This is a genomic window from Desulfobotulus sapovorans DSM 2055 (assembly GCF_059569355.1).
In genome coordinates this window covers 354,197-377,888 of record NZ_JCANVJ010000001.1, presented here as the reverse complement: position 1 = coordinate 377,888, position 23,692 = coordinate 354,197, and the positions used below count along the sequence as shown (strand labels likewise).

21 protein-coding genes are annotated in these 23,692 nt (G+C 56.2%); 11 read left to right on the top strand and 10 right to left on the bottom strand.

Annotated elements, in window-relative coordinates; translation table 11 throughout:
* Positions 1-15: 15 nt before the first annotated feature.
* Positions 16-1,044: a TRAP transporter substrate-binding protein DctP gene (dctP, locus tag BR04_RS01535; protein ID WP_496354214.1), complete on the bottom strand. Its 1,029-nt coding sequence runs from the start codon at positions 1,042-1,044 to the stop codon at positions 16-18.
* A gap of 226 nt (positions 1,045-1,270) precedes the next feature.
* Between dctP and BR04_RS01530 the strand changes: the two genes are divergently transcribed.
* The 11 genes from BR04_RS01530 (at position 1,271) to BR04_RS01480 (ending at position 13,403) form a co-directional block, all read left to right on the top strand.
* Entirely contained in the window at positions 1,271-2,182 is a 912-nt protein-coding gene (locus BR04_RS01530) for an AAA family ATPase (protein ID WP_496354213.1), read from the top strand.
* On the top strand, positions 2,179-3,138 hold the full coding sequence (locus BR04_RS01525; RefSeq protein ID WP_496354212.1) for a DUF58 domain-containing protein: 960 nt from the start codon (positions 2,179-2,181) through the stop codon (positions 3,136-3,138). The genes BR04_RS01530 and BR04_RS01525 overlap by 4 nt, the downstream gene beginning before the upstream one ends.
* Positions 3,119-5,119 carry a transglutaminase TgpA family protein gene (locus BR04_RS01520; protein ID WP_496354211.1) on the top strand — a complete coding sequence of 667 codons (2,001 nt, stop codon included), beginning with the start codon at positions 3,119-3,121 and terminating at the stop codon, positions 5,117-5,119. The genes BR04_RS01525 and BR04_RS01520 overlap by 20 nt, the downstream gene beginning before the upstream one ends.
* Positions 5,120-5,423: 304 nt before the next feature.
* Positions 5,424-6,251, top strand: coding sequence for a Fe-S cluster assembly protein NifU (nifU, locus tag BR04_RS01515; RefSeq protein ID WP_496354210.1), 828 nt, complete (start codon positions 5,424-5,426; stop codon positions 6,249-6,251).
* Positions 6,252-6,253: 2 nt separating this feature from the next.
* The gene (gene nifS / locus BR04_RS01510) at positions 6,254-7,417 is read left to right on the top strand and encodes a cysteine desulfurase NifS (RefSeq protein ID WP_496354209.1); all 1,164 of its coding nucleotides are present in this window, start codon (positions 6,254-6,256) and stop codon (positions 7,415-7,417) included.
* A gap of 344 nt (positions 7,418-7,761) precedes the next feature.
* The gene (locus BR04_RS01505) at positions 7,762-8,802 is read left to right on the top strand and encodes a 3-oxoacyl-ACP synthase III (RefSeq protein ID WP_496354208.1); all 1,041 of its coding nucleotides are present in this window, start codon (positions 7,762-7,764) and stop codon (positions 8,800-8,802) included.
* A gap of 10 nt (positions 8,803-8,812) precedes the next feature.
* Entirely contained in the window at positions 8,813-9,712 is a 900-nt protein-coding gene (locus tag BR04_RS01500) for an alpha/beta fold hydrolase (protein WP_496354207.1), read from the top strand.
* An 11-nt stretch (positions 9,713-9,723) separates the two neighbouring features.
* Positions 9,724-10,407, top strand: a complete 684-nt coding sequence (locus tag BR04_RS01495) for a hypothetical protein (RefSeq protein WP_496354206.1) — start codon at positions 9,724-9,726, stop codon at positions 10,405-10,407.
* A gap of 37 nt (positions 10,408-10,444) precedes the next feature.
* Positions 10,445-12,094 (top strand): fatty acid CoA ligase family protein, encoded by a 1,650-nt coding sequence (locus BR04_RS01490; protein ID WP_496354205.1) that lies wholly within the window; start codon positions 10,445-10,447, stop codon positions 12,092-12,094.
* The gene (locus BR04_RS01485; protein WP_496354204.1) at positions 12,091-13,077 is read left to right on the top strand and encodes an NAD-dependent epimerase/dehydratase family protein; all 987 of its coding nucleotides are present in this window, start codon (positions 12,091-12,093) and stop codon (positions 13,075-13,077) included. The genes BR04_RS01490 and BR04_RS01485 overlap by 4 nt, the downstream gene beginning before the upstream one ends.
* 35 nt (positions 13,078-13,112) lie before the next feature.
* Positions 13,113-13,403, top strand: a complete 291-nt coding sequence (locus BR04_RS01480) for a c-type cytochrome (RefSeq protein WP_496354203.1) — start codon at positions 13,113-13,115, stop codon at positions 13,401-13,403.
* Between the two features lie 14 nt (positions 13,404-13,417).
* On the opposite strand, the gene folK is transcribed toward BR04_RS01480, so the two are convergent.
* The 9 genes from folK to BR04_RS01435 all read right to left on the bottom strand — a co-directional run bounded on the left by folK (position 13,418) and on the right by BR04_RS01435 (position 23,671).
* Positions 13,418-13,927 (bottom strand): 2-amino-4-hydroxy-6-hydroxymethyldihydropteridine diphosphokinase, encoded by a 510-nt coding sequence (folK, locus tag BR04_RS01475; RefSeq protein WP_496354202.1) that lies wholly within the window; start codon positions 13,925-13,927, stop codon positions 13,418-13,420.
* The gene (locus BR04_RS01470; RefSeq protein WP_496354201.1) at positions 13,924-14,361 is read right to left on the bottom strand and encodes a hypothetical protein; all 438 of its coding nucleotides are present in this window, start codon (positions 14,359-14,361) and stop codon (positions 13,924-13,926) included. Before BR04_RS01470 ends, folK begins: the two co-directional genes overlap by 4 nt.
* 35 nt (positions 14,362-14,396) lie before the next feature.
* On the bottom strand, positions 14,397-15,650 hold the full coding sequence (locus BR04_RS01465) for an L-lactate MFS transporter (protein ID WP_496354200.1): 1,254 nt from the start codon (positions 15,648-15,650) through the stop codon (positions 14,397-14,399).
* An 89-nt stretch (positions 15,651-15,739) separates the two neighbouring features.
* On the bottom strand, positions 15,740-17,113 hold the full coding sequence (argH, locus tag BR04_RS01460) for an argininosuccinate lyase (protein WP_496354199.1): 1,374 nt from the start codon (positions 17,111-17,113) through the stop codon (positions 15,740-15,742).
* 110 nt (positions 17,114-17,223) lie between these two features.
* A complete protein-coding gene (locus BR04_RS01455; protein WP_496354198.1) occupies positions 17,224-18,423 on the bottom strand; it encodes an argininosuccinate synthase in 1,200 nt (399 codons plus the stop codon).
* Between the two features lie 172 nt (positions 18,424-18,595).
* Positions 18,596-19,525, bottom strand: a complete 930-nt coding sequence (gene argF / locus BR04_RS01450) for an ornithine carbamoyltransferase (RefSeq protein ID WP_496354197.1) — start codon at positions 19,523-19,525, stop codon at positions 18,596-18,598.
* 31 nt (positions 19,526-19,556) lie between these two features.
* Positions 19,557-20,747 carry an acetylornithine transaminase gene (locus BR04_RS01445; protein ID WP_496354196.1) on the bottom strand — a complete coding sequence of 397 codons (1,191 nt, stop codon included), beginning with the start codon at positions 20,745-20,747 and terminating at the stop codon, positions 19,557-19,559.
* Entirely contained in the window at positions 20,744-21,622 is an 879-nt protein-coding gene (argB, locus tag BR04_RS01440) for an acetylglutamate kinase (protein ID WP_496354195.1), read from the bottom strand. The genes BR04_RS01445 and argB overlap by 4 nt, the downstream gene beginning before the upstream one ends.
* Positions 21,623-21,664: 42 nt before the next feature.
* Complete coding sequence (locus BR04_RS01435) at positions 21,665-23,671, bottom strand: acyltransferase family protein (protein ID WP_496354194.1); 2,007 nt, start codon at positions 23,669-23,671, stop codon at positions 21,665-21,667.
* Between the last annotated feature and the right edge of the window lie 21 nt (positions 23,672-23,692).

Here is a 23,692-nt window from a genome sequence, read left to right as displayed (position 1 = left end):
ACTGACCCGTGCTCTTCACTGTTCCCCGAAAATCTCCAGAGTCCTGTGGTACAGACCCGTATCCACTCCCAGAGATTCCGCCATGGCGACCTCTTTTTCCCGCAAAAAGGCCCGGTAGTTTCTCAAAAGCTCTTCAGGAGGCCTGTAGATTTTCATGCCTGCGGCCAGCAGGATAGCACGGGCTTCCTCCTGGGCCTGTACAGCTTCCTCACGGGCCCTGTCCACATGGGCTTCCCAGGTCTTCACCAGAAGCTCCTGAAGATCCGGAGAAAGACGCCGCCAGAAATTCTTCCGGACAAGGGGAATGTACTGGGGAAAGTACTGCCTGTCCTCGAAAATATAGTGCAGCCCGGACTCCCAAAGCCTTGCACTGCGGATGCTTTCGTGGGTGGTGAGGATCCCGTCAATGCCCCCCTCCCGCAGCCTTGCGGGCAAATCCGGCCAGGCAATGGCCAGGGCTGTCCCCCCAAGGGCCTCGATGCGCAGGGCATTGCCCCGTCCACCGGCAACCCGGATTTTCATGCCTGCCATCTCCTCACGGGCATGGATGGGCCGGTGACTGTAGACATGGGCATGTCCCAGATCCAGCCAACGGCCTGGGACGGAAACGGGCAGCAGCTCTTCAATGCGCTCCACCACCTCCCTTCCCACCGGCCCGTCGGACACGGCATGGATCTCCGCCCTGCGCCTTCCATAAAAAGCGGGCAGCAGAAACAGCCCGACATCCGGAACATAGCGGTCAAAATGCCAGATTCCGGGAACGGCCATTTCCACCCTGTCTCCGGCAAGGGCACTGAGCACCTTGGCATCCCTGTACAGCCGGGCACTGTCGTAAAACTCCACCCGGAGGCGTCCCCGGGTCTGTGCCGCAAAATCATCGGCAAAACGTTTCACGGCTCGGGAATGCACATGGCTTGCCGCATTTTCAACGGATATCCGCATGAGGGGAAGATGCCCGTCCGCTCCTGCTTCCAGAGCACCAAGGCACATCAGAAAACAGGCTAAAGGATATGCACAACTCCTGAAAATCCTCCTTTTTCGCATCTGTGCCTCCTTCTCTTCTGTCCATTGTCAATTTCAACATCTGCCCCCTCTGCATCCCCCGTGCAGCCCGGGGACTTCTCCCGGATTCTGCGCCATTTCCCTGAAATGAATGCGAAGATGGGCTTCTCCTGTTTTTGACAAAAGAATGCGGTCTGCCTACTATGCAAAACGGAGTTCATCTGAATTCCTGCATCTTTTCACTTTCTGACCGTGAGGAAAAATCGCCATGCATCCGGAGATTATGCCCGCCTTTAACCAAATCCGCAATGCCGTTCTGGGAAAGGATGCGGCCATCCGACGCTGTCTCACCTGCCTTCTCGCAGGCGGGCATCTTCTCATCGAAGACCTTCCCGGCATTGGTAAAACCACCCTGGCCAAAGCCACGGCAAAAACCCTGGGCCTGACCTTCCGGAGAATCCAGTGTACCAGCGACATGCTGCCCGGCGACATTCTCGGAGTATCCATCTTTGAACCCACAGAACGGGCCTTCCACTTCCACCCCGGCCCCATTTTTACCCAGATTCTCCTTGCCGATGAGATCAACCGGGCCGGCCCTAAAACCCAGAGCGCCCTTCTGGAAGCCATGGAGGAAAATCAGGTCAGTGTGGAAGGCGAAACCCGGCCCCTGACCGCACCTTTTTTTGTCATGGCCACCCAGAATCCCAGAGAACAGGCCGGTGCCTATCCCCTGCCCGAATCCCAGCTCGACCGTTTTCTCATGCGTATTTCCATGGGATACCCGGATCGGGATGCGGAAAGACGTATTCTGCTGGGCGAGGCCAGACTGGCCCTGCCCGGTCTCACGCCCCTTCTTTCCGCAGAAAGAATCCTCCAGTTCCGAAAAGAGGTGGAAGGCGTCCTCATTTCCGATGCCCTGCTCGGCTATGTGCAGGACATTCTGCACCACACCCGCAGCCAGCGTCTTTTCCATGTGGGCCTTTCCCCAAGGGCGGGCATGGCCCTCATTCAGGCAGCCCGGGCCTGGGCCTTTCTCCACCAGAGAGCGTTCTGCCTGCCCGAGGACGTACAGGCCGTCTTTCCCTGGGTAAGCAGCCACAGACTTCAGAAAGCAAGGGATCTTTCCGGTTTCACCCCCGAAGAGATGGCGGAGATCCTCAGGGAGATTCCCATCCCATGAAACACCGCCTGCCGCTCACCCCCAAAACCCGGCAGATCTATATCCTGCCCACCCGTGCAGGCCTTTTCATGGCAGGTATCCTCCTTGTGTCCCTGCTTGCCTCCCTCAATGACACCAACAATCTCGGACTGCTGCTCACCTTTTTCCTTTTCAGCATGGCCCTCATTTCCATTGTGCTCACCCAGAAAAACCTCAAGGGCCTGCATCTCAAAGCCCTGTCCTGCCCGCCGGTTTTTGCCGGAGAAGCCGTGGCAGTCCATCTGGAGCTGATCAGTCCGGATCGGGAAAGGGCAGGGCTTATGCTGGTCTCAGGCTCTCTGCATTCTCCCATGCAGGAAATGGAGAAGGATGCAAGCCAGACCCTCACGCTTTTCCTTCCCGCCAGAAAGAGGGGGCTGTTCTCCCTGCCAAAGCTGGCCCTGGAAAGCCATGCCCCCCTGGGTCTCTTTTTCGCCTGGGTCCCCCTGGCGCCTCCTGATACCATTCCGGTCTATCCAGCCCCCATATCAGGCCCCCTGCCCCGGAGCCAGGGACAGGGAACGGAGGATGACAGCCTGGAAGAAGGCCAGGACAAGGGCGGCAGTGAGGATTTCACAGGGCACAAGCCCTATCAGCCCGGCGACCCCCTATCCCGCATCAATTGGAAAATCCTCTCCAGAAACCGGGGCATGCACATCAAAACCTTTGCCGCTCCGGCCCATACCCCCATGCTGGATTTCAACGATTTTTCCGGCATGGATACGGAAGAACGCCTGTCACGACTCTGCCATGGTGTACTTCTGGCGGCTTCCCGGGGGATGGCCTTTGGGCTGCGTCTTCCGGGAAAGGAACTTTCTGCGGCAAACTCCCTGGCCCACAGGGATCGCTGCCTTTTGATGCTTGCTGCCCACACCCCGGGAGATACCCTGGAAAAAAAAGCGCCGGAGGAAACCGACCATGTCCCTGTCCTCCAATGAGCAGAAAACACTGCTGCCACCGCTCTTTGCCGCCCTTCTTTTCGCCGCAGGCCCCCAGTTTCTGCACCAGCCCTTCTGGCTTTCCGCCCTGGTACTTGCCGCATGGACAGCCCGTCTGTTCATGGCCTTCAAAAACCGGCCTCTGCCCGGAAAGAAAACGCGGATTTTTTTCACCTGGCTGGGCTTTTTCATCATCCTTGCGGGCAGCAGCGGCAGCTTCGCCCAGGATGCGGGCTCCCGGCTGCTCCTCATGATGGCGGCCCTGAAACCCTTTGAGATGCAGACAAGACGGGATGCCGTGGCCCTGGTTTTCATCGCCCATCTGCTTTTGCTCTCAAGCCTGCTCTTTTCCGAATCCCTGGCCATGGCCCTCTATATGATGCTGGCCCTTATCCTCAACCACGGGACTCTTGCCCTTGTCCACAATCCCGGCGCCGACCTTCAGCGCCATCTCCTGAAAGCCACACGGCTCTTTGTGCTCGCAGCCCCCCTGGCCCTTGTTCTTTTTCTGGTTTTCCCAAGACTTTCAAGCCCGCTCTGGGGGCTTCAGAGGGCGGCTCCCAAGGGGACTTCGGGGATTTCCGACCGTCTCCAGCCGGGCAGCATGGCAGCCCTTGCCACAGACCCTGCCCCCGCCTTCCGGGTTCACTTTGAAGGTTCCATTCCACCAGCGGAAAAACGTTATTTCCGGGGTCTTGTCTTCAACAGGGCCACACCCGGCGTCTGGCTTCCGGATACGGACTCTTCCCCCCTGGCTCTTCCGGAAAATCCCCTTCCTGAATTTTCCCGCTATACCCTCATTCTGGAACCTCACCAACAGCACTGGGCCTTTGCCCTGGACTGGCCCACGGGCAGTGCCCAGGATTTTTTTCTGACACAGGAGGGACTTCTCCGCAGCAGGGAAAAGGTGAAACGCCGTGTGGCCTATACCCTGAACGCTTCGGAAAACAGCCTGCACCTTGATCCCGGAACAGAACGGGATCTTTCCCTGCCTCCGGATGAAAACCCCAGAGCTCTGGCCCTGGGGCGGCGCATCCGCGACAGGCATGCCGATCCAAAGGCCAGGATTGACGCCATCCAAAACTGGTTTTTATCCCAGCCCTTCCGCTACACCCTGAACCCCGGACGGCTTCCGAAAAAAAATGCCATGGATGCCTTTCTCTTTGACATCCGGAAAGGCTACTGTGAGCATTTTGCTTTAAGTTTTGCCCTTCTTGCACGGGCTGCCGGGATAAAAAGCCGGGTCATTGGCGGGTATCTTGGCGGAGAAATCAATCCCCTGGGAGACTACCTCGTGGTGCGTCAGTCCGATGCCCACGCCTGGACAGAAGTCTTTCTGCCGGATACGGGCTGGCAGCGTGTGGATGCAACCGCCTGGATCGCTCCGGATCGTCTGGCAGAGGGGGGCGCGAGCGCAGCCCTTCCCGAGGAAGAGCGCCTGATTCTGGAAAGGGGCCGCGGTGACACCTGGATGGGAAGGGCCGCCAAACCCCTCTTTCAGCTCTGGGACAGTGCCACCGACCTCTGGCACCGTCAGGTGCTGGGCTATACCCATACCCGTCAGCAGGAAATCCTGAAACATGCGGCAAGCTGGCTGAAAAGCATCCGCCCCCTCCTCGTTCTGGGAAGTGCGGCCGCCCTGGTCTTCCTTTTCCTTTTCTTAAAAAAATATCTTCCGCCTTTACCAGCCAGAAAACGCAAAGAAGATGCCCTTTTTCGTGCATGGATGCTTTTGGGAAAAAAAATGGAAAAGGCGGGGCTGGCACGCCTGCCCCACGAGGGTCCGCTGGATTACCAGCAAAGGCTTGTTCTGGAAAGACCGGATCTTAAAGAAAAACTTGAACCTCTCTTTGCCGGGTATATACGGCTGCGTTATGCCACCTTGCAGACAGAGACCATGGAACTCCAGGCCTTTCTCCGCGCCGTACGAAAACTGAAAATTTCCGGGAAAATACCGGAAAAGAGCCCTCAAAAATCCTGATGACCAGCTTACTTCCGCCATCGTTCCAGTGCTTCAGCGTGGGAACGATGGCGACAATGGGGACACAGGCCTGTAACAGCCCTGCCCCCCCATCTCCGATGACGGGCTGGATCTTTCCCCTTCCTCCATGCAAAAGATTCCGGGATATACCCCACAACCCCCTCCCCCCTTTGACAAAATTCCCCTTTTTTCCATCCTCAGCCTGTCATTTTTCTATTCCGTACTTATAGTCCCATGGGTTATAAGAAGTCCGGACTGCAAACCTGCCCGTAAAAGGGCGGACAACCATAGGAGAGCATTGCGCATGTGGGATTACACGGACAAGGTTCGGGAGCACTTTCTGAACCCAAGGAATGTTGGCGAAGTAACAAATCCGGACGGTATTGGCGAGGTAGGCTCCATTGCCTGCGGCGATGCCCTGAAACTGACCTTCCGTCTGGGAGAAGATAAAAAAATTGCGGAGGCGAAATTTAAGACCTTTGGCTGTGCCAGCGCCATTGCCTCTTCCTCGGCCCTGACGGAAATGATCATCGGCAAAACCCTTGAGGAAGCCGAAAAGATCAGCAACGAAGACATCGCCCTCTTCCTCGGCGGGCTTCCCAAGGAAAAAATCCACTGCTCCGTCATGGGACAGGAAGCCCTGGAAAAGGCCATTGCCCATTACAGGGGAGAGCCTGAAAAAATTCTCGAAGGGGAGATTGTCTGCCACTGCTTCAACGTGACGGATGTGGATATCACACGGGCTGTGCAGGAGAAGGGGCTGCGTACCCTTGAAGAGGTCACGGGCTACCTGAAGGCAGGAGGGGGCTGCGGTCACTGCCATGAGGAAATTCTGAACATCATTCAAAAAAGCCAGGGGCTGACCATCCTGCAACCGGTAAAACCGGCCTCAGGACTCACCAACCTCCAGAAGATCCGCAAAATCGAGGAGACCCTGGAAAGCGAAATCAAACCCGCCCTGATCCGGGACGGAGGCAATATCGAGCTTGTGGATGTGGACGGCAACCGGGTTCTGGTACGCCTCCAGGGGGCCTGTGCCACCTGCTCCAGAAGCCGTATCACCCTGAAAGACCATGTGGAAGCCAGACTGCGCACCCTGGTCGCCCATGACCTTGTGGTGGAGGAGGCCTGACCATGACACCCATTTATCTGGACAACAACGCCACCACCAAAGTGGCTCCGGAAGTCATGGAAGCCATGCTCCCCTTTTTCACGGAGCTGTATGGCAACCCCTCTTCCATGCACACCTTCGGCGGCCAGGTGGCCCAGAAAATCAAAAAAGCCCGGGAGCAGGTGGCTGCCATCCTCGGAGCGGCAGAGAGCGATGAGATTCTTTTCACCAGCTGCGGCACGGAATCCGATGCGACCGCCATCCATGCGGCCCTGAAGGCCTTTCCCGAAAGAAAACACCTCATCACCTCCACGGTGGAGCATCCGGCCATCAAAACCCTCTTTGAACGGCTGGGCAAAGAGGGCTTTCGCATCACCACCATCCCCGTGGACAGCCGGGGACGGCTCAATATGGAGCTTTTCGAAAAAAGTCTTGATGAGGATACGGCCATTGTCAGCATGATGTGGGCCAACAACGAGACCGGCACCCTTTTTCCCGTGGAAGCCATTGGCCGCCTCTGCCGGGAAAGGGGCGTCCTTTTTCATACGGATGCCGTACAGGCCGTGGGGAAGATTGCCATGGATCTCAAAACCATGCCCATCGACCTCCTTTCCCTTTCCGGCCACAAGCTCCATGCGCCCAAAGGTGTCGGTGCCCTGTATATCAAAAAAGGCAGCCCCTTCACCCCCTACCTTGTGGGGGGCCATCAGGAACATGGCCGCAGGGCAGGCACGGAAAACGTGGCCTCCATCATCGGTCTCGGGCGGGCCTGCGAGCTGGCCCAGGCCAAAATGGAAGAAGAAAACACCAGGGTGAAAGCGCTCCGGGATCGGCTGGAAAAAGAACTGCTCCTGCGCATCCCCAAATGCTTTGTCAACGGGGATCTGGAAAACCGCCTGCCCAACACCTGCTCCATCAGCTTTGAATACATCGAAGGGGAAGCTATCCTGCTCATGATGAACCAGCATGGTATCTGTGCCTCTTCCGGTTCCGCCTGCACCTCAGGTTCCCTGGAACCCTCCCACGTCCTCCGGGCCATGGGCGTTCCCCACACCGCAGCTCACGGAACCATCCGCTTCAGCTTAAGTATCTACAACACCGATGCGGAAATTGACGCTGTCATTGCCCTGCTGCCGCCCATCGTGGCGAGACTCCGGGAAATGTCTCCCTTCTGGGCCGCGAACTGATTCCGCAAGCCCCAAAAATATGAAACAGGCTGCACAGGAGGGGGTGGAAACGGTTCCACCCCCTCCCCTCATATCATAGGGGCGCGGTTTCCTGGCGCCTGAATCATGACTCCTGGTATGCATCTCCCCTCCCCCCCAAGGGCGGCCCTTCCCACATCCGTCTTCCTCTGCCGTTTTCATCTGTCTTGCCAAAAAATCCCACACAGGGTATACACTCCCTTATTCAAAGTCCCGGTTCCAAAACAAGGTTCCCAGGGTCTGGCCCGAAAAAAGCAAGGCGATCCGGCCCGCACTCCCCAAAACCCCCTGTCCCCGGCTTCACGCCAGGCATCTGCGAGGTTCATTTGCACTACACCCGCGTTGATATCAAGGCCATCGGCTATGAACTTCCCCCCCATGTGCTGACCTCAGAAGACATCGAAGCCCGGCTCGCCCCCCTGTACCAGAAACTCCGGCTCCGTCCGGGACAGCTGGAAGCCCTTACGGGAGTGAAGGAACGCAGGCAGTGGACGCCGGGAATGCCCCTTTCCCAGGGAGCCATCCTTGCCGGCCAGACAGCCCTGGATCAGGCGGGCATGACGGCAAAAGACATGGACATGCTCATTTACGGTGCCGTTTGCCGGGAAAATCTGGAACCTGCCACCGCCTGCGCCGTAGCCCATGGTCTGGGGCTGCCCGACCATGCCCAGATCTTCGACCTTTCCAATGCCTGCCTCGGAATGCTGAACGGTATCCTCCTTGTGGCCGATGCCATTGAAGCGGGCCGCATCCGGTACGGCATGGTGGTGGGCTGTGAATCCTCACGGCAGATCATGGATCTCACCATGGACACCATGCTGGCCCAGCCCACCATGGACGTTTTTACCAGGGGCCTTGCCACCCTCACGGGGGGATCCGGTGCTGCGGCGATTGTTCTCGGAAAAAAGGAGGAGAAAAAAACCGGTCCTTCCCTTGTCGGAGCCGTTGTGCGCAACAGGGTGGCCTGCCACGATCTCTGCATCTGGGGCCCGGATACGGGTATCCCCGCATCAGCTCCCATGCGTATGCGCACCGATGCCGCCGCCGTACTCCGCGAAGGTGTGGCCCTTGGGGTGGCAACCTTCCGCGATTTTCTCAGCACCTTCTCCATGCAGAAGGAAGATCTTGACCGCATCATCTGTCACCAGGTTGGTGCCCCCCACCGCCAGACCGTACTCGCAGCCATCGGCATTCCCATGGAAAAGGATTATGCCACCTTTCCCTTTCTCGGCAACATGGGCACGGTTTCCCTGCCCATCACCGCAGCTGTGGCTGCGGAACAGGGCTTTCTCCAGCCCGGCCACAGGGTGGGCTTTTTCGGTATCGGCTCCGGACTGAACTGCCTTTTAATGGCCCTTGACTGGTAAGGAGTTTCCCATGAAACAGCTTCCTCTGGCCCTTCAGGCCCTGTATCCCTTTGCATCACATTTTACGGATATCCACGGCTTTCCCATGCACTACCTTGATGAGGGACAAGGCTCCCCGGTGCTCTGCCTCCACGGCAACCCCACATGGAGCTTCTACTTCAGGAATGTGGTCAAGGCCCTGCGCCCGACACACCGGGTGCTGGTTCCGGATCATATCGGCATGGGGCTTTCGGCCAAACCCCATCCCGGATGCCATCCCCACACCCTCATGCAGCGGGTAGAGGACATGGAAGCCTTTCTCGATGCCCTGATCCCGGATCAGCCCTTTCACCTCATTGTCCATGACTGGGGTGGCATGATCGGCACCCTCATTGCCCTGAGACAGCCGGATCGCATCGCAAGCTTCACCATCACCAACACGGCGGGTTTTCTCAAGCCCGCACACAAAAGCCTGCCCCTGGGCATCCGTCTGGGCCGGGATTTTCTGCCCATCGCCGCACCGGCTATTTTAGGGATGAACCTCTTTTCCAGATTCGCCCTTGCCCTGTGTTCCAAAAAAGGACTGTCTCCGGCCATTCGTCAGGGCTATCTTTTTCCCTACGACTGCCCTGCCCACAGACGGGCCCAGCTGGCCTTTGTGCGGGATATCCCCCTGAGTCCCCAGGATGCAAGTTATGCGGCTGTGGCCTGGGCAGAAAAAAATCTCGCCCGCCTTGCTCCCATCCCCAAATGCATTCTCTGGGGAGAGAAGGACTTTGTCTTTGACACCACATACCGGGATCTCTGGAAACACCATTTTCCGGACGCTTCCTGTCACAGCTTTCCCGAAGCAGGCCATTACCTGTTTGAGGATGAAGGGGAAGCCTGCCTGACCCTCCTGAAGGCCTTTCTCACAGAAAACGGCTCCTGAAAGGTTTTTCCGTGCAGAAAACAGATCCGAAAACCGGCGATAAAAAACCCGGCGCCCCAAAAAAAAGAAAGGGAGGCAAAGACGAAGCGGAATCCCTTCCCCCGCCCCCGCCACCACCGAAACGCTCCAGAAAAAAACGGATTCTTGCCGCTTTCGTCCTGCTTGCCCTCGCCGTGGCCGGAGCCTTCGCCATCTTGCATTTTCTTCCGAAACCGGAAGAAAAGCCTGCTGTCTACCCTGCTGAAATATTTGAGCATCTTTCCATGAAGGATGCCCTCCTCGCCTTCACCTGGCAGTATCTTCCGGAAAGCTACGGGGCCTTGCGGGGACTGAATGCGGAACTCCGGCTCATCAAGGAGGAAATCCTGCGCATTGAGGCCATCGCGGCACAGTTTCCCGACCAGAAACGTATTCCCCAGACGGAAATCCGGGAATGGGAAAGTCTCAAACGGGAAATGGAAACCACCCTTTCCAGAATTCAGAACGCCCTTCAGGCCCTCTATGTCACCCACCTGGTCAATGCGGAAAAAGGAGAAGAGGCCATCCGCCAGGAAGCCCCCGGCATCACCTCGGATCTGAAAAATCTCCATACCCTCTCACGGGAAAAAACCCTGCGTCTCAGCGAAGACCCTCTCCAGGTGCCTCCCTCCGGCCTGGACAAGATACTTCAATGGCTGCCCTGGAAACGTTCCTGAAAGGGCTTCAACCTTAATTTTGTTCCAGAGGTTTTACATGGAAAACGCCAACATTGCCCTCATGCTCACAGAAAACGCCCTCCGCACCCCTTATAAAAGGGCCCTTGTGATCCCTGCGGGAAAGGATGGTCGCGGATATCTGCGCAGCACCCAGCTCACCTTTTCCCAGCTGGACAGCCTCAGCACCAGGGCTGCGGCAGGCCTTCAGGCCATGGGCATTCTTCCTGGAACCCGCACCGTACTCATGGTGCCACCGGGACGGGATTTTTTCATCCTCACCTTTGCCCTGTTCAAGGCAGGTGCCATACCCGTTGTGGTCGATCCCGGCATGGGCCTCCGGCGTATGGCCGACTGTCTCGCCTCCACACGGGCCACGGCCCTGGTGGGCATCCCCAAAGCCCACCTCTTCCGCCTGCTTTTTCCAAAGGCCTTTTCCCATGTACGTCATGCCGTGAGCACCCGAAGCCTTTCCCTGCCTGGCATCAAAACCCTGGACAGGCTCCTTTCCAGTGAAATAACGGGGTTTGAAACCGCTCCCTGCGAACCGGAAACCCTGGCCGCCATCCTCTTCACCACAGGCAGTACAGGCCCTGCCAAGGGCGTCTGCTACACCCATGCCAACTTCCGTGCCCAGATCGAAACCATACGCCAGCAGTTTGACATCACGGAGGATGACCGGGATCTGCCCACCTTTCCCCTCTTTGCCCTCTTTGACCCCGCCCTCGGCATGACGGCCTTTGTACCGGAAATGAATCCCACGAAACCGGGAAAAACAGATCCCAGACCTCTTCTGGAGGCCATCCGGCATCATGGCATCACCACCATGTTCTGTTCTCCCGCCCTTCTGGATCGTCTGGGCCGTTATGGCAGCCGGGAAAGCATACGCCTTCCCAGCCTGAAACGGGTGGTCTGTGCAGGCGCCCCCGTCCGTTCGGACATTCTTCAGTCCTTTGTGCCCGTTATCGGCACCCCTGCCCTTCTCCACACCCCCTATGGGGCCACGGAAGCCGTTCCCCTCATGGGCATCACCGCAGGCGAAATCCTTTCGGAAACCCGCTCCTTCACGGATCAGGGCATGGGAATCTGTGTGGGAAGACCCTTCAAAGGGGTGGACATCCGCATCATCGCCATCACGGAGGAGGCCATTGCCACCCTCACGGACGCCAGGGAACTCCCTGAAGGCGAAATTGGCGAAATCATCGCCCAGGGCCCCATGGTCACTTCCGCCTATTTTGAAAACAAGGAGGCGGATCGCCTCTCCAAAATCGCCGATTCAAAAGGTTTCTGGCATCGCATGGGAGATCTGGCCTGGAAGGACAATTCCGGAAGATTCTGGTTCTGTGGCCGTAAATCCCACAGGGTCTGCACCCTTCAGGGCGAACTCTATACCCTGCCCTGCGAAGCCATTTTCAACACCCACAAAAAAGTGAAACGCAGCGCCCTCGTGGGGATTGGCCCGAAAGGCAATCAGACCCCTGTCATTGTCATTGAAACCTGGAACAGAAAACTTTCCCGTAAAAAACGGGCCGAACTTCGCGGCGAACTGCTGCAACTTGCGGGAGCCTTTGACCATACTTCCGGAATCCGCCATCTTTTTTTCCATCCGGACTTTCCCGTGGATATCCGTCACAATGCCAAAATCCACCGGGAAAACCTGACTGTCTGGGTAAAAAGGAGGATGAAATGAAACAGGCCCTGGTAACGGGTGGCAACGGCTTTCTCGGTTCGGCGATTACAACAATGCTGCTGGAAGCCGGATGGAAAGTCCGTATCCTGGCACGGGGAAAAACGGGAATTCCTGAAAAAAAAGAACATTGTGTCTGGACAGAGGCGGACATCCGGGACAGGGACAGGGTCATGCAGGCCGCAGAGGGGGTGGATACGGTTTTTCACACCGCAGCCCTTGCCGGGGTCTGGGGCCCGGAAGAAAACTACCGCAGCATCAATGTGGATGGAACGGACAATGTCATTGAAGCCTGCCGGGCCGCAGGCTGCCGCCTCATCCACACCAGTTCCCCTTCGGTAATCTTTGACGGCACCGATCTGGAAGGCGTGGACGCCTCCCATCCCTATCCGGAACACTACAGTGCCGCCTATCCGAAAACCAAGGCAGAGGCAGAAAAAAAAGTCCGGCAGGCAGCAGCCGAAGGACTCTCCTGCATGATCTTACGCCCCCACCTCATCTGGGGGCCCGGAGATAACCATCTTGTCCCGCGTATTCTTGCCAGGGCCAGACGGCTGGCCCGCATCGGCCCGAAGAACCCCCTCATTGACACGGTGTACATCGATAATGCGGCCTGGGCCCATCTTCTTGCGGATCAGGCCCTTGCCAGAAGGCCGGAACTTTCCGGGCGCACCTATTTTGTATCGGACAACAGCCCCATCCCCCTCTGGGACATGGTGAATGCCATTCTGCATACTGGCGGCAAACCCGCCGTGTCCCGGAAAATTCCCCTGGCCCTGGCCATGGGCCTGGCACAGCTCATGGAAAAGAGTTATGCTTTTTTTCGTCTTCCAGGAGAGCCTCTGCTCACACGCTTCACGGTGAAGGAGCTGAGTACGGCGCACTGGTTTGACATTCAGGATCTCTGCCGGGACACAGGGTATGTCCCCCTGGTATCGAGAGAAGAGGGACTCCTGCGTCTGGGCAGGTACCTCAGCAACTCCTGAAAACGTCCTCCCATCATCCACCAAGGAGTTTTGTCATGACACCACCCCGCTTCTCCAGATGTCTTTTCACTGCTTCCCTGGGCCTTGCCCTCTGCACCGCTCCCTTCGCCCTGTCTTTCGCTGGGGCGGAAACGGCACAGGAAGGCTCAGCTCTCATTGAGACCCGCTGTGCTTCCTGCCATGGAGCCGCCAAAGTCACCCAAACCCGAAAAGACAAAAGACAATGGGAAAAAACCGTGAACCGCATGGTCGGTAAGGGCGCCCAACTGACGGATACGGAAAAAGCCCTTCTGATCGCATACCTTGCCGAACACCATGGTAAATGAGTCCGGAAGGGGCTTTACACCCGCTCTCGGGTAAAAAGCTGCCTTTCCACCCATTGACCATCTTCCGGAAGTCTTGCCAGAAGATCCGCCATGGTTTCATGCAGCAGGGGATGCCGCATTCCGGGATCCATATCGCAGAGGGGAACAAGGACAAAACGGCGCAGGTGCATTCTGGGATGGGGCAGAATCAGATGGGAAGAGGTACTGACCGTATTTTCATATAAAAGAAGATCCAGATCCAAAAGGCGCGGGCCGAACCGGCAGGCCTTCGGCCCCTGCCCCGCCTCCCTCTGAAGCCGCAGCAGATGACCAAAGAAAATTTCAGGGTCATGGGAAGTGAGAATCCGGGCTGCGGCGTTCACAAAATCCGGCTGATCCGTATAATCCGTGGGGGCGGTTCTGTAAAAAAAAGAAACCGCATCCACAAGCACCCCCGGACAGCGGGAAAGACCGTCAAGCGCCCGGTTCAGACTGGCTTCGGGGTCTCCGAGATTGGCTCCAAGGGAAATCCAGGCCCGGTTCACAACCCTTTTCCTTCAGCGGGGGCTGTGCTGACACGGGCTCCCGGCCCTTCCGCACCGCCCGCAAGAAACCCCCGCACCTCATAGAGAAAGCCCCGGTCCGGGTCGGCCCTGTCCTCAAAGCTTCTCGCCTCAGGCCCCAGCACCGCACGCAGAACATAGGCAGGGGGGCACTGGTCACAGTCCGCATCTGAAAGGGGCGCACGAAATACCCGGAAGCCTGCGGGAGCCTCCCCCTGGATTTCCCATGAAAGAAGAAAGCCTGAAGCCGTTGGCCGGGCAAGAAGGGCCTCAGGAGTGGCGGGAAGGCTTTTTCCCGGAGGAAGGGGAGGTGCCTTGAGACCACAGGCCACCGCAAAAAGGACACAGACAAGAAGGGTGAAGCGCCCCCCTTTTTTGCCCAATGGCCCCAGTGCATTCTTTGCTTTCTGAATCATGATCTCCCCCTGTATCCCCCTCCTGTCCGCTCCCATCACAGCGCTCGCCTTTTGTGCATCGGAATCCCCGCATTGTCTCCGGGTGCTCTGGCAAAAACCGCCACCAGCACTCCTGCCACACAGGCCGTCCCCGCCACCAGCAGGGCTTTTTCAAAACCAATGGCAATGGCAAGCCGTGGTGCTGTCAGGGCGGCAAGGCCGTAAAAGATAAAAATGGCCCCGTAATTGTTGCCCACATGCACAAGCCCGAACCATTCCGCCGTCAGGGTCGGCAGCATGGCGGCAAGACCTCCGAAGCTGAAGCCCACGGCGCAGGTGGCCACAAGAAAGCCCGCATAGCCCATGGGGATGAGGGCCATGTAGAACATGGCGAGACTGAGCAGGACAAAAATGCCCAGCATGGCAACCTTCCTGCCAAAGTGATCAGAAATCCATCCCCATCCCAGACGGCCAAAGGCGTTGAAAAGCGATATCGTGACCACGGCGTTGCCCGCAGCCCCAAGACTCAGCCCCACCAGGGTCGTCCCGATATTGGCCGCCACACTGATGATCATGAGCCCTGCGGAAACCCCGAAAAACATCCAGATCACCAGCATGTAAAACTGTGGGGTACGCATGGCTTCGAGGGGCGTAAAATCCTTTGAGGAAAGAGAAATTCCACCGCCATGGGAGGCGGGGGAAGGACACCAGCCTGCGGGCCTGTATCCCGGCGGCGGCACCACCAGAGCCATGGCTCCCGTCACAAGCAGCACACCATAGATGAGACCAAGATAGAGAAAAGAACGGGAGACCCCGAATTCCCCAATGAAAAAAAGAATCACGGGTTTGAACAGCATCCCGCCGAGACCGAGGGCCGCAAGAATCAGCCCTGTGATCAGCCCCCTTTTTTCCGGAAACCATTTGGAGCAGGTGGCCAGGGGCGTGACATAGGCCGCACCGATGCCAAGACCCGCAATCACGCCATAACTGGCATAAAGAAAATAGATATGGGTGGCAAAACTGGCGAGACTCACCCCCAGTCCCGTAAGCAGGCCACCGGCAATGGCCACCTTGCGGGGCCCCACCCTGTCCTGCACCCTGCCCGCCACAATCACGGCCAGGGAAAAAAAAGCCAGGGTAAGGGAAAAGGTGAACACCGTGTCACCGGGTGTCCACCCAAAAGCCTCCACCAGAGGCTGGTTAAAAAGGCTCCAGGTATAAATGGCTCCCAGACTGAGCTGCATGAGCAGGGATCCTGCCACCACCCGCCAGCGGTTGGGAAGTTCTGCGTCTTCAGGTGATACGGCCACAATGCCCCCTTTGCCTATAGTTTTCCCCTTCAGGCGGAATCCCCCCGGCTCCTGAAGGGAAAAAGCTTCTTACAGGCAATAAAACGGTTCTATAAAACTGTCCGTGCGCTGCGGATAGCCGCCTTCACGTTCTCCGTGGCCGTGCCTCCCGCCGAACGCCTGCGGTTGATCATGCTTTCCACGGAAAGGGCCTGAAAAATGTCCTCTTCCACCAGCCCGGAAAACTCCTTCAGGTCTTTGAGGGAAAGATCCTGAAGCTCCTTGCCCCAGGAAAGGGCATAGGCCACGGCCTTTCCCACCACGCTGTGGGCCTTGCGGAAGGGAAGTCCCCTTTCCACGAGATAGTCGGCCATGTCCGTTGCGTTGAGAAAGCCCGTTTCGCAGGCCTTTTTCAGACGTTCTTCCTGCACCTTCATGGTGGGCAGCATGCGGATATAAATGTCCAGCACGTCCTTTAAGGTATCCACGCCGTCAAAGAGCGGGAACTTGTCTTCCTGCATGTCCCGGTTGTAGGTCATGGGCAGGGATTTCATGAGGGTGAGGATGTTCACGAGATGGCCCAGCACCCGGCCCGTCTTGCCCCGAACCAGCTCAGGAATGTCCGGGTTTTTCTTCTGGGGCATGATGGAGGAACCCGTGGTGAAGGCGTCGGAAAGCTGGATAAAGGCAAACTCCGAGGTGGACCAGAGAATCAGCTCTTCGGAAATCCGGGAAAAATGCACCATGCAGATGGAGGCTGCGGAAAGAAATTCCGCGATGAAATCCCGGTCCGCCACCGCATCCATGCTGTTCGCCGCCATTTCCGGAAAATCGAGAAGCCTGCGGACAAGCTCCCGGTCGATGGGGTGGGGGGTTCCCGCCAGGGCCGCAGCCCCGAGGGGCATGACATTGATGCGCGTCAGGGCATCCTCGAAACGTCTGGCATCCCGGGTGAACATCTCGTAATAGGCCATCATGTGATGGGAAAAGAGCACGGGCTGGGCGCGCTGGGTATGGGTATAACCGGGCATGGGCACATGGAGGTGGGCCTCGGCCAGATCCACAAGAACGCTGCGCAGACGGCGCAGGCCATCAAGAATCTCCTGAGTTTCCCGCCGCAGCCAGAGACGGATGTCCAGGGCCACCTGATCGTTGCGGCTGCGGGCTGTGTGCAGCTTTCTCGCCGCGTCCCCGATCTTTTCCGTGAGGGCGGTCTCGATGTGCATGTGGATATCTTCGAGGCTGTCGTCATAGGCAAAACGGCCAGCCTCAATCTCTTTTTCAATCTCCCTCAGGCCCTTTTCAATGGCGTCCGCCTCCGCATCGGTGAGAATGCCCACAGAGGCCAGCATGCGGGAATGGGCAATGGAGCCCTGAATGTCCTCCCGGAACATGCGGGAGTCGATGGCGATGGAGGAGGTGAAGCGCTCCACACTTTTGTCTGTGGGAATGGCGAAACGTCCGTCCCAGGGTTTTTCGGCCATGATTCTTTCCTCTTATCTTTTTCCTCTTATGACGGTAAAGGCGGCCTGAATCAGACCGCCCTTCGGATAAAAATTCTTTAAAAAAGAAGACTTATGAAAAACAACAGAGGTCAGGACTTCATCAGTCTCTGGATGCGGAGCCGCAGGGCGTTAAGCCGGATGAAGCCTTCGGCGTCCCGCTGGCGGTACACCTTGTCATCCTCAAAGGTGGCAAAGGCTTCAGAGTAGATGGAGTTATCGGACTTTCTGCCCAGCACATAGCACTGGCCCTTGTAGAGCTTCAGCCGCACCACGCCGTTCACCATGGTCTGGGTTTCATCGATCATGTGCTGGAGAAGCCGCATTTCAGGCGAGAACCAGAAACCGTTGTACACCAGTTCCGCGTATTTGGGGATGAGGCTGTCCCGCAGGTGGGCCACTTCCCGGTCGAGCGTGATGGACTCCATGGCCATGTGGGCCTGACGCAGCACCGTGCCGCCGGGGGTCTCGTAGACGCCTCTGGACTTCATGCCCACAAAGCGGTTTTCCACAAGATCGATGCGGCCGATGCCGTTGCGTCCGCCCAGGGTGTTCAGGGTCTTCAGCATCAGGGCCGGGCTCATCTCCTCCCCGTTCACGGCCACCGGGTTTCCGGCGCGGAAGGTGATTTCAACGATCTCCGGAACGTCCGGAGCCTTTTCCGGAGCGATGCTCATGGTGTACATGTCATCCGTGGCCGCCGCCCAGGGATCTTCCAGCACCCCGCCCTCGTAGCTGATGTGCAGGAGGTTGCGGTCCGTGCTGTAGGGCTTTTTGGGGGAGGTGGGCACCTCGATGCCGTGCTTTTCCGCAAAGGCCATGAGGGCTGTGCGGGAGGTAAGATCCCATTCCCGCCAGGGAGCAATGATGCGGATGTGGGGATCAATGGAAAAATAGCTCAGTTCAAAGCGCACCTGATCGTTGCCCTTGCCCGTGGCGCCGTGGCTGACGGCGTCCGCACCCTCGATCTTGGCAATCTCCATCTGACGCTTGGCGATGAGGGGCCGGGCGAGGGAGGTACCCAGAAGGTACTGGCCCTCGTAAATGGCGTTGGCCCGGAAGGCGGGGAAAACATAGTCCCGGACAAACTCTTCCCGGAGATCGTCGATATACACCTTGGAAGCCCCGGTTTTCAGGGCCTTGGGCCGGATGAAGTCCAGCTCTTCCTCCTGACCGATATCCGCGGAGAAACTGATGACCTCACAGCCATAGACTTCAATGAGCCATTTCAGGATCACGGATGTATCCAGCCCGCCGGAATAGGCAAGCACCACTTTTTTCACATCACTCATGTAAGGTTTTCTCCCCCCATCACAGGAATAAGGTTCCGGAATGCGGATTCCGGAATCATGCAGATCATACAATCAATAAAAACGGAGCATGAAATCTTTTTACAGCTGCATCCGCTGGTTTTTCAATCCAAAAAAGGCTTCACACACGGTAGCTCTGCGTGAAGCCCCTTTTTCAGGACGTTTTTCTGTTCACAAGACAGTCGAGAAGGGCGGCATGCATGTGCATCTTGTTTTCCGCCTGATCCCAGAGCTCGGGGTGGGATTCCATGATCCCGTCGGTGATCTCTTCTCCCCTGTGGGCGGGCAGGCAGTGCAGCACCAGGGCATCCTTTGCGGCAAGGCCCATGCGTTTTTCATCCACACAGAAACCCGCGAAATCCTTTTCCCGCTTTTTCTGCTCTTCTTCCTGGCCCATGCTGGCCCAGACATCCGTATAGACCACATCGGCCTTTTCCATGGCTTCTTCCGGACTGCGCACCACCGTCACCCTGCCCGGAGACCGGGATTCCGCAAGGGCCAGGATATCCGCATCCGGATCATAGCCTTCGGGGCAGGCCAGCACCAGGGGAAAACCGAGAACGCCTGCGGCGTTGATCCAGGAGTGGGCCACGTTGTTGCCATCCCCCACCCAGGCGAACTTCAGGCTGGGAAGATTGTCAAAGCCGCCCCGCATCTCCACCACGGTGAGCAGGTCGCTTAAAATCTGGCAGGGGTGGAAGCGGTCGCTCAGGGCGTTGATCACGGGAATGGAAGACCATGCGGCAAATTCCTCGATGAGCTCCTGGGCAAAGGTGCGGATGACCAGCACGTCGATGTAGCGGGAAAGCACCCGCGCCGTATCCCGCACCGGTTCGGAACGGCTCATCTGGGTGGCGCCGGTGGACAGGAACATGGGGTGCCCGCCCAGACGCGCCCAGGCCGACTCAAAGGACACACGGGTGCGGGTGGAGGCCTTGTCAAACACCATGCCCATGACCTTGCCCGCAAAGGGCCGGTCCACAATGCCCTGACGCCGTCTGGCCTTCATCTCCACGGCCCGGTCCATCAGCAGACGAAAATCCTCCCGGCTCAGTTCTCCGAGATGCAGCAGATCCTTTTTCACCAGCTCTCTTCCTCCCTTCAAAAAAATGCGGCTAAATATGAATTTCCGAAAGAAGCCCGTCCAGGGCCGCAATCATGGCGTCGATATCCTCTTTTTCAATGGTGAAGGGCGGGACAAAGCGCAGGGTATTGCCCTGCACGCAGTTGATGATAAAGCCCTTTTCCATCATGGCCTTTACCAGGGGCACGCCGTCGCAGGCAAGCTCGATGCCGATGAGAAGCCCCAGTCCCCGCACTTCCTTTGCCACCGGATGGCAGAGAAGCCCGTCCAGTTTTTCTTTAAAATACTGGCCCATCGCGGCACAGCGTTCCACCAGCCCTTCCTTTTCCAGGATCTCCATCACGGCAAGGGCCCCTGCGGTCACCAGAGGCGTGCCACCGAAGGTGCTGGCGTGGGAGCCGGGGGTAAAACTCGCCATCACCGCATCCTTTGCCAGCATGGCACCGATGGGAAGCCCGTTGCCCAGAGCCTTGGCCAGGGTCATGATGTCCGGAGCCACACCGGAGTGCTCATAGGCGAAAAGTTTTCCCGTGCGTCCGATACCCGTCTGGATCTCATCAAAGATCAGGAGAATGCCCCTTTCGTCACAAAGACGGCGCACCCCTTCCAGATACCCCGCTTCCGGCACCCGGATACCGCCTTCACCCTGAACCGGCTCCAGCATCACCGCACAGGTGTTCTCCGTCACGGCCTGCTCCAGGGCGGCAAGGTCGCCGTAGGGCACATGGGAAAAGCCTTCAAGCACGGGCGAGAAGCCTTCCCGGATCTTTTCCTGACCCGTGGCCGTAAGGGTGGCCATGGTGCGGCCATGGAAGGATTTTTCCATGGCGACGATGTGATGACAGTCCGGCCCCTTATGCCCATGCCCGTATTTCCGGGCCAGCTTGATGGCCGCCTCATTGGCTTCCGCGCCGGAATTGCAGAAAAAGACCTTGTCCGCAAAGCTTTTTCTCACCAGCCATTCGGCAAGCTTCACCTGGGGTTCGGTGTAAAAAAGGTTGGAGACATGCACCAAAAGGGCCGCCTGACGGCTGAGGGCCTCGGTCAGGGCCGGATGGCTGTGGCCCAGACTGCACACGGCAATGCCGCTGACAAAATCCGTATATTCCCGGCCCTCTTCGTCCCAGAGCCGGACGCCTTCCCCCTTCACAAGGGTTAAGGGGTAGCGTGCATAGGTGTGGGCCATCACCGCGTCGGCCCGTGTCTGCAGATTCTCGCTCATAAAAGGACTTCCGTTCCGATTCCCTGATCCGTGAAAAGTTCCAGCAGCAGCGAATGCCGCCGCGTCCCATTGATGATATGGCATTTGCCCACACCGCCGGACAGGGCGGAAAGGGCGTATTCCAGTTTGGGGATCATACCGCCCACAATGCTTTCATCGCCGATCATGCGGCGGACAGTCTCCGCGTCGATGGAGTGGATCAGCTTTTTATCCCGATCCAGCACACCGTCCACATCCGTCAGCAGGATGAGGCGGAAGGCATTGAGGGCTGCGGCAATGCGGCAGGCCACCACATCGGCGTTGATGTTGTAGGTCTCCCCGTTTTCGCCCACACCCACGGGAGCCACCACGGGAATAAAACCCTTGTCCGTGAGGGTGCGGAGAATCTCGGGGTTCACGCGGGTGACCTCGCCCACAAGGCCGGGATCAATGATTTCAGGGGGGGCGTCTCCCACCCCTTCCTTCACGATGGTCATCTTCCGGGCCTGTACCAGCCCCGCGTCCTTGCCCGTGATGCCCACGGCCCTGCCGCCCGCCTGGGCAATCTGGGCCACAATGGACTTATTGACCTTGCCGCCCAGCACCATTTCCACCACGTCCATGGTTTCGGCGTCCGTAAGACGCATCCCGCGCACGAACTGGGGCTTGATGCCCATGCGGTCCATGACCTCGTTGATCTGGGGGCCGCCGCCATGCACCACCACAGGATGGATGCCGATGTATTTCAACAGGGTGATGTCCCTTGCAAAATCCATCTTGAGCTGCTCATCCACCATGGCGTGACCGCCGTATTTCACCACAATGGTGCTGCCCGCAAACTGCCGGATATAGGGCAGGGCTTCAATGAGAATGTCTGCTACGTTCTGTGATGGCATGGTGTTTTTTCCACGGATAATATCAAATTATTATTTTTTCAGTTAAAGGGAATGAAACCCTTTCGCTGATGCCCTGAAAACTTCTTCAAACATAGGAATCAAATATGTATTTCCATATTCACTCAAATGATCATCATCAAAATAGAGTGGTCTTCCATCTCTTGAACCATAACATTTCAGTTCATCACAAAGCCAAGGCAAGGGGTTTAAAATTTTAACTCCGCACTTTTGTGCAGCCTCATCCTGTGCCTCCCACACCAAAGTATTGCGTTCGTAGTAAACTTCAATCGGTATGGTAAAATCACCATTGTCTCTACCTAAAAGAATATTTCTACTTAAAGTTTTTGGAACATCCAAAGCCATTTCCGGCACTGGTCTCATCATATAAACGGGCCGTTTTTCCGCCAATTTACAGGCTGTTTGCACAAGAACATCCTTGAACTCTTTCTGAAATGACGGATCATTACGATACAGGTACTCCTGGCTGAAATATACAGATGTGAACTTTGCTTCTTCTTTTCTATCAGGTTCATTGGCACCCATAACATAGGTGGATGTTCTGCTTACCAGAATTAAGGGAATATCTTCAGAATAATTCTCCAACTCCTTAAACGCCCATAAATTAAAGTTATTACACCTTAAAGGATTTGAAGATCGTCTACTTCGGCTTGTAGATTTGATAGATGCCATTGTAGGGCAGCTATCCATCCCCCAAAACACCACCCCATTCCCATATTTTTCAGCAGCCTTACCTGCGGCAGAAATTACACTTGCAGCATGAGAATCTCCCATCAGAATTGCCTTAATCTTATTGTCATTACCAAAAACACACCCTGGAGAACCATGCTCTGTTGCAACATCAAAGCACTCTGGCCTACGAGTGTTTTTATTAGTTGCTTCTTTTGCTGCAATTTCAACCAATTCCGGAAGTCTTCCTTCAAATTCGATCAGTCTCACTGCAACAGAGGCTCCGCCTAAGAATCCAAGAACTATAACGAAAACAAAAACTTCTTGTATAATACCTTTTTTCGGTAAAAAAATTCTCGCAGGTTTTTCTACGAAAAAATATGAAAAATGACCTAAAATAAAACTAATCAAAATACCCATAAAAATAAAATATTTATTTCCATGGTATCCCAAATAATAAAGAGTTACTACAAGGGGCCAATGCCAAAGATAGATAGAGTAAGAACGTGTCCCAATCCATTGAACAAGACGGCTTGAGCTGATCCAACTTTTCTGATTATTAGCCAACATCACCAAAACTGTTCCTGCCACTGGAATCAAGGCCCAGCCTCCGGGCCATAGAAAATCTGAAGAAAATAAAAAAAATGAGATAGCGATCAGCAACCACCCCAATCCTTCCAATATTTTTTGAAAAAAAACAGAAAAATACAAACCTCGCCCTGCAAAAAAAACGAGGCCACCGGCGGCCATCTCCCATGCTCTTGTTGGCAAAAGATAAAAAGCGGGTGTAGGTTTCCATGGCGTTGCTATACAGCTTAAAACAAACGACGACACAAAAAGGAGTATAAGCCCCCCCCCAAAACACCACATCTTGATTCCCGGCCTAATCTTCCAAAGGATTACAAGAAAAAGAGGAAAAAGAAGGTAGAATTGCCATTCCACGGAAAGTGACCAGGTATGTAAAAGTAATTTTTCATGCGCTGCTGCATCAAAATACCCGGCAGATCTCCAAAAATATATATTAGATAAAAAAAGGAGAGAATAAGCTGATTGAGAACCCAGAGTCTTATAATCTGGTGTAGGTAGCCAAAACCAGCCAACAATGAGCAGCACAGTTACAAGAGCAGCAAGAGCCGGAATAATCCTCCTGGCTCTTGCCATGTAAAAACGCCAGAAGGAAAAATTCTTATTCTCAAGCCCCCCAGCTATAATTGCTGTCATTAAAAAACCAGATATCACAAAAAAAACATCTACTCCGGCAAATCCACCGCTAAAACCTGGGATTTTAAAATGAAACATCAAAACAGCAATCACAGCCCAGGCTCTTAAGCCTTGAATGTCTTTTCGAAAAACATTATTCATAATTAAAACGAATCCTTTTAT

Bases quoted from the DNA above. Each gene is read 5' to 3' on its own strand.
- BR04_RS01435 (WP_496354194.1), bottom strand. From the start codon at position 23,671: ATGAATAATGTTTTTCGAAAAGACATTCAAGGCTTAAGAGCCTGGGCT.
- BR04_RS01480 (WP_496354203.1), top strand. From the start codon at position 13,113: ATGACACCACCCCGCTTCTCCAGATGTCTTTTCACTGCTTCCCTGGGC.
- nifU (WP_496354210.1), top strand. From the start codon at position 5,424: ATGTGGGATTACACGGACAAGGTTCGGGAGCACTTTCTGAACCCAAGG.
- BR04_RS01445 (WP_496354196.1), bottom strand. From the start codon at position 20,747: ATGAGCGAGAATCTGCAGACACGGGCCGACGCGGTGATGGCCCACACC.
- BR04_RS01485 (WP_496354204.1), top strand. From the start codon at position 12,091: ATGAAACAGGCCCTGGTAACGGGTGGCAACGGCTTTCTCGGTTCGGCG.
- BR04_RS01520 (WP_496354211.1), top strand. From the start codon at position 3,119: ATGTCCCTGTCCTCCAATGAGCAGAAAACACTGCTGCCACCGCTCTTT.
- BR04_RS01470 (WP_496354201.1), bottom strand. From the start codon at position 14,361: ATGATTCAGAAAGCAAAGAATGCACTGGGGCCATTGGGCAAAAAAGGG.
- BR04_RS01525 (WP_496354212.1), top strand. From the start codon at position 2,179: ATGAAACACCGCCTGCCGCTCACCCCCAAAACCCGGCAGATCTATATC.
- argH (WP_496354199.1), bottom strand. From the start codon at position 17,113: ATGGCCGAAAAACCCTGGGACGGACGTTTCGCCATTCCCACAGACAAA.
- BR04_RS01500 (WP_496354207.1), top strand. From the start codon at position 8,813: ATGAAACAGCTTCCTCTGGCCCTTCAGGCCCTGTATCCCTTTGCATCA.
- BR04_RS01490 (WP_496354205.1), top strand. From the start codon at position 10,445: ATGGAAAACGCCAACATTGCCCTCATGCTCACAGAAAACGCCCTCCGC.
- nifS (WP_496354209.1), top strand. From the start codon at position 6,254: ATGACACCCATTTATCTGGACAACAACGCCACCACCAAAGTGGCTCCG.
- BR04_RS01455 (WP_496354198.1), bottom strand. From the start codon at position 18,423: ATGAGTGATGTGAAAAAAGTGGTGCTTGCCTATTCCGGCGGGCTGGAT.
- argB (WP_496354195.1), bottom strand. From the start codon at position 21,622: ATGCCATCACAGAACGTAGCAGACATTCTCATTGAAGCCCTGCCCTAT.
- BR04_RS01530 (WP_496354213.1), top strand. From the start codon at position 1,271: ATGCATCCGGAGATTATGCCCGCCTTTAACCAAATCCGCAATGCCGTT.
- dctP (WP_496354214.1), bottom strand. From the start codon at position 1,044: ATGCGAAAAAGGAGGATTTTCAGGAGTTGTGCATATCCTTTAGCCTGT.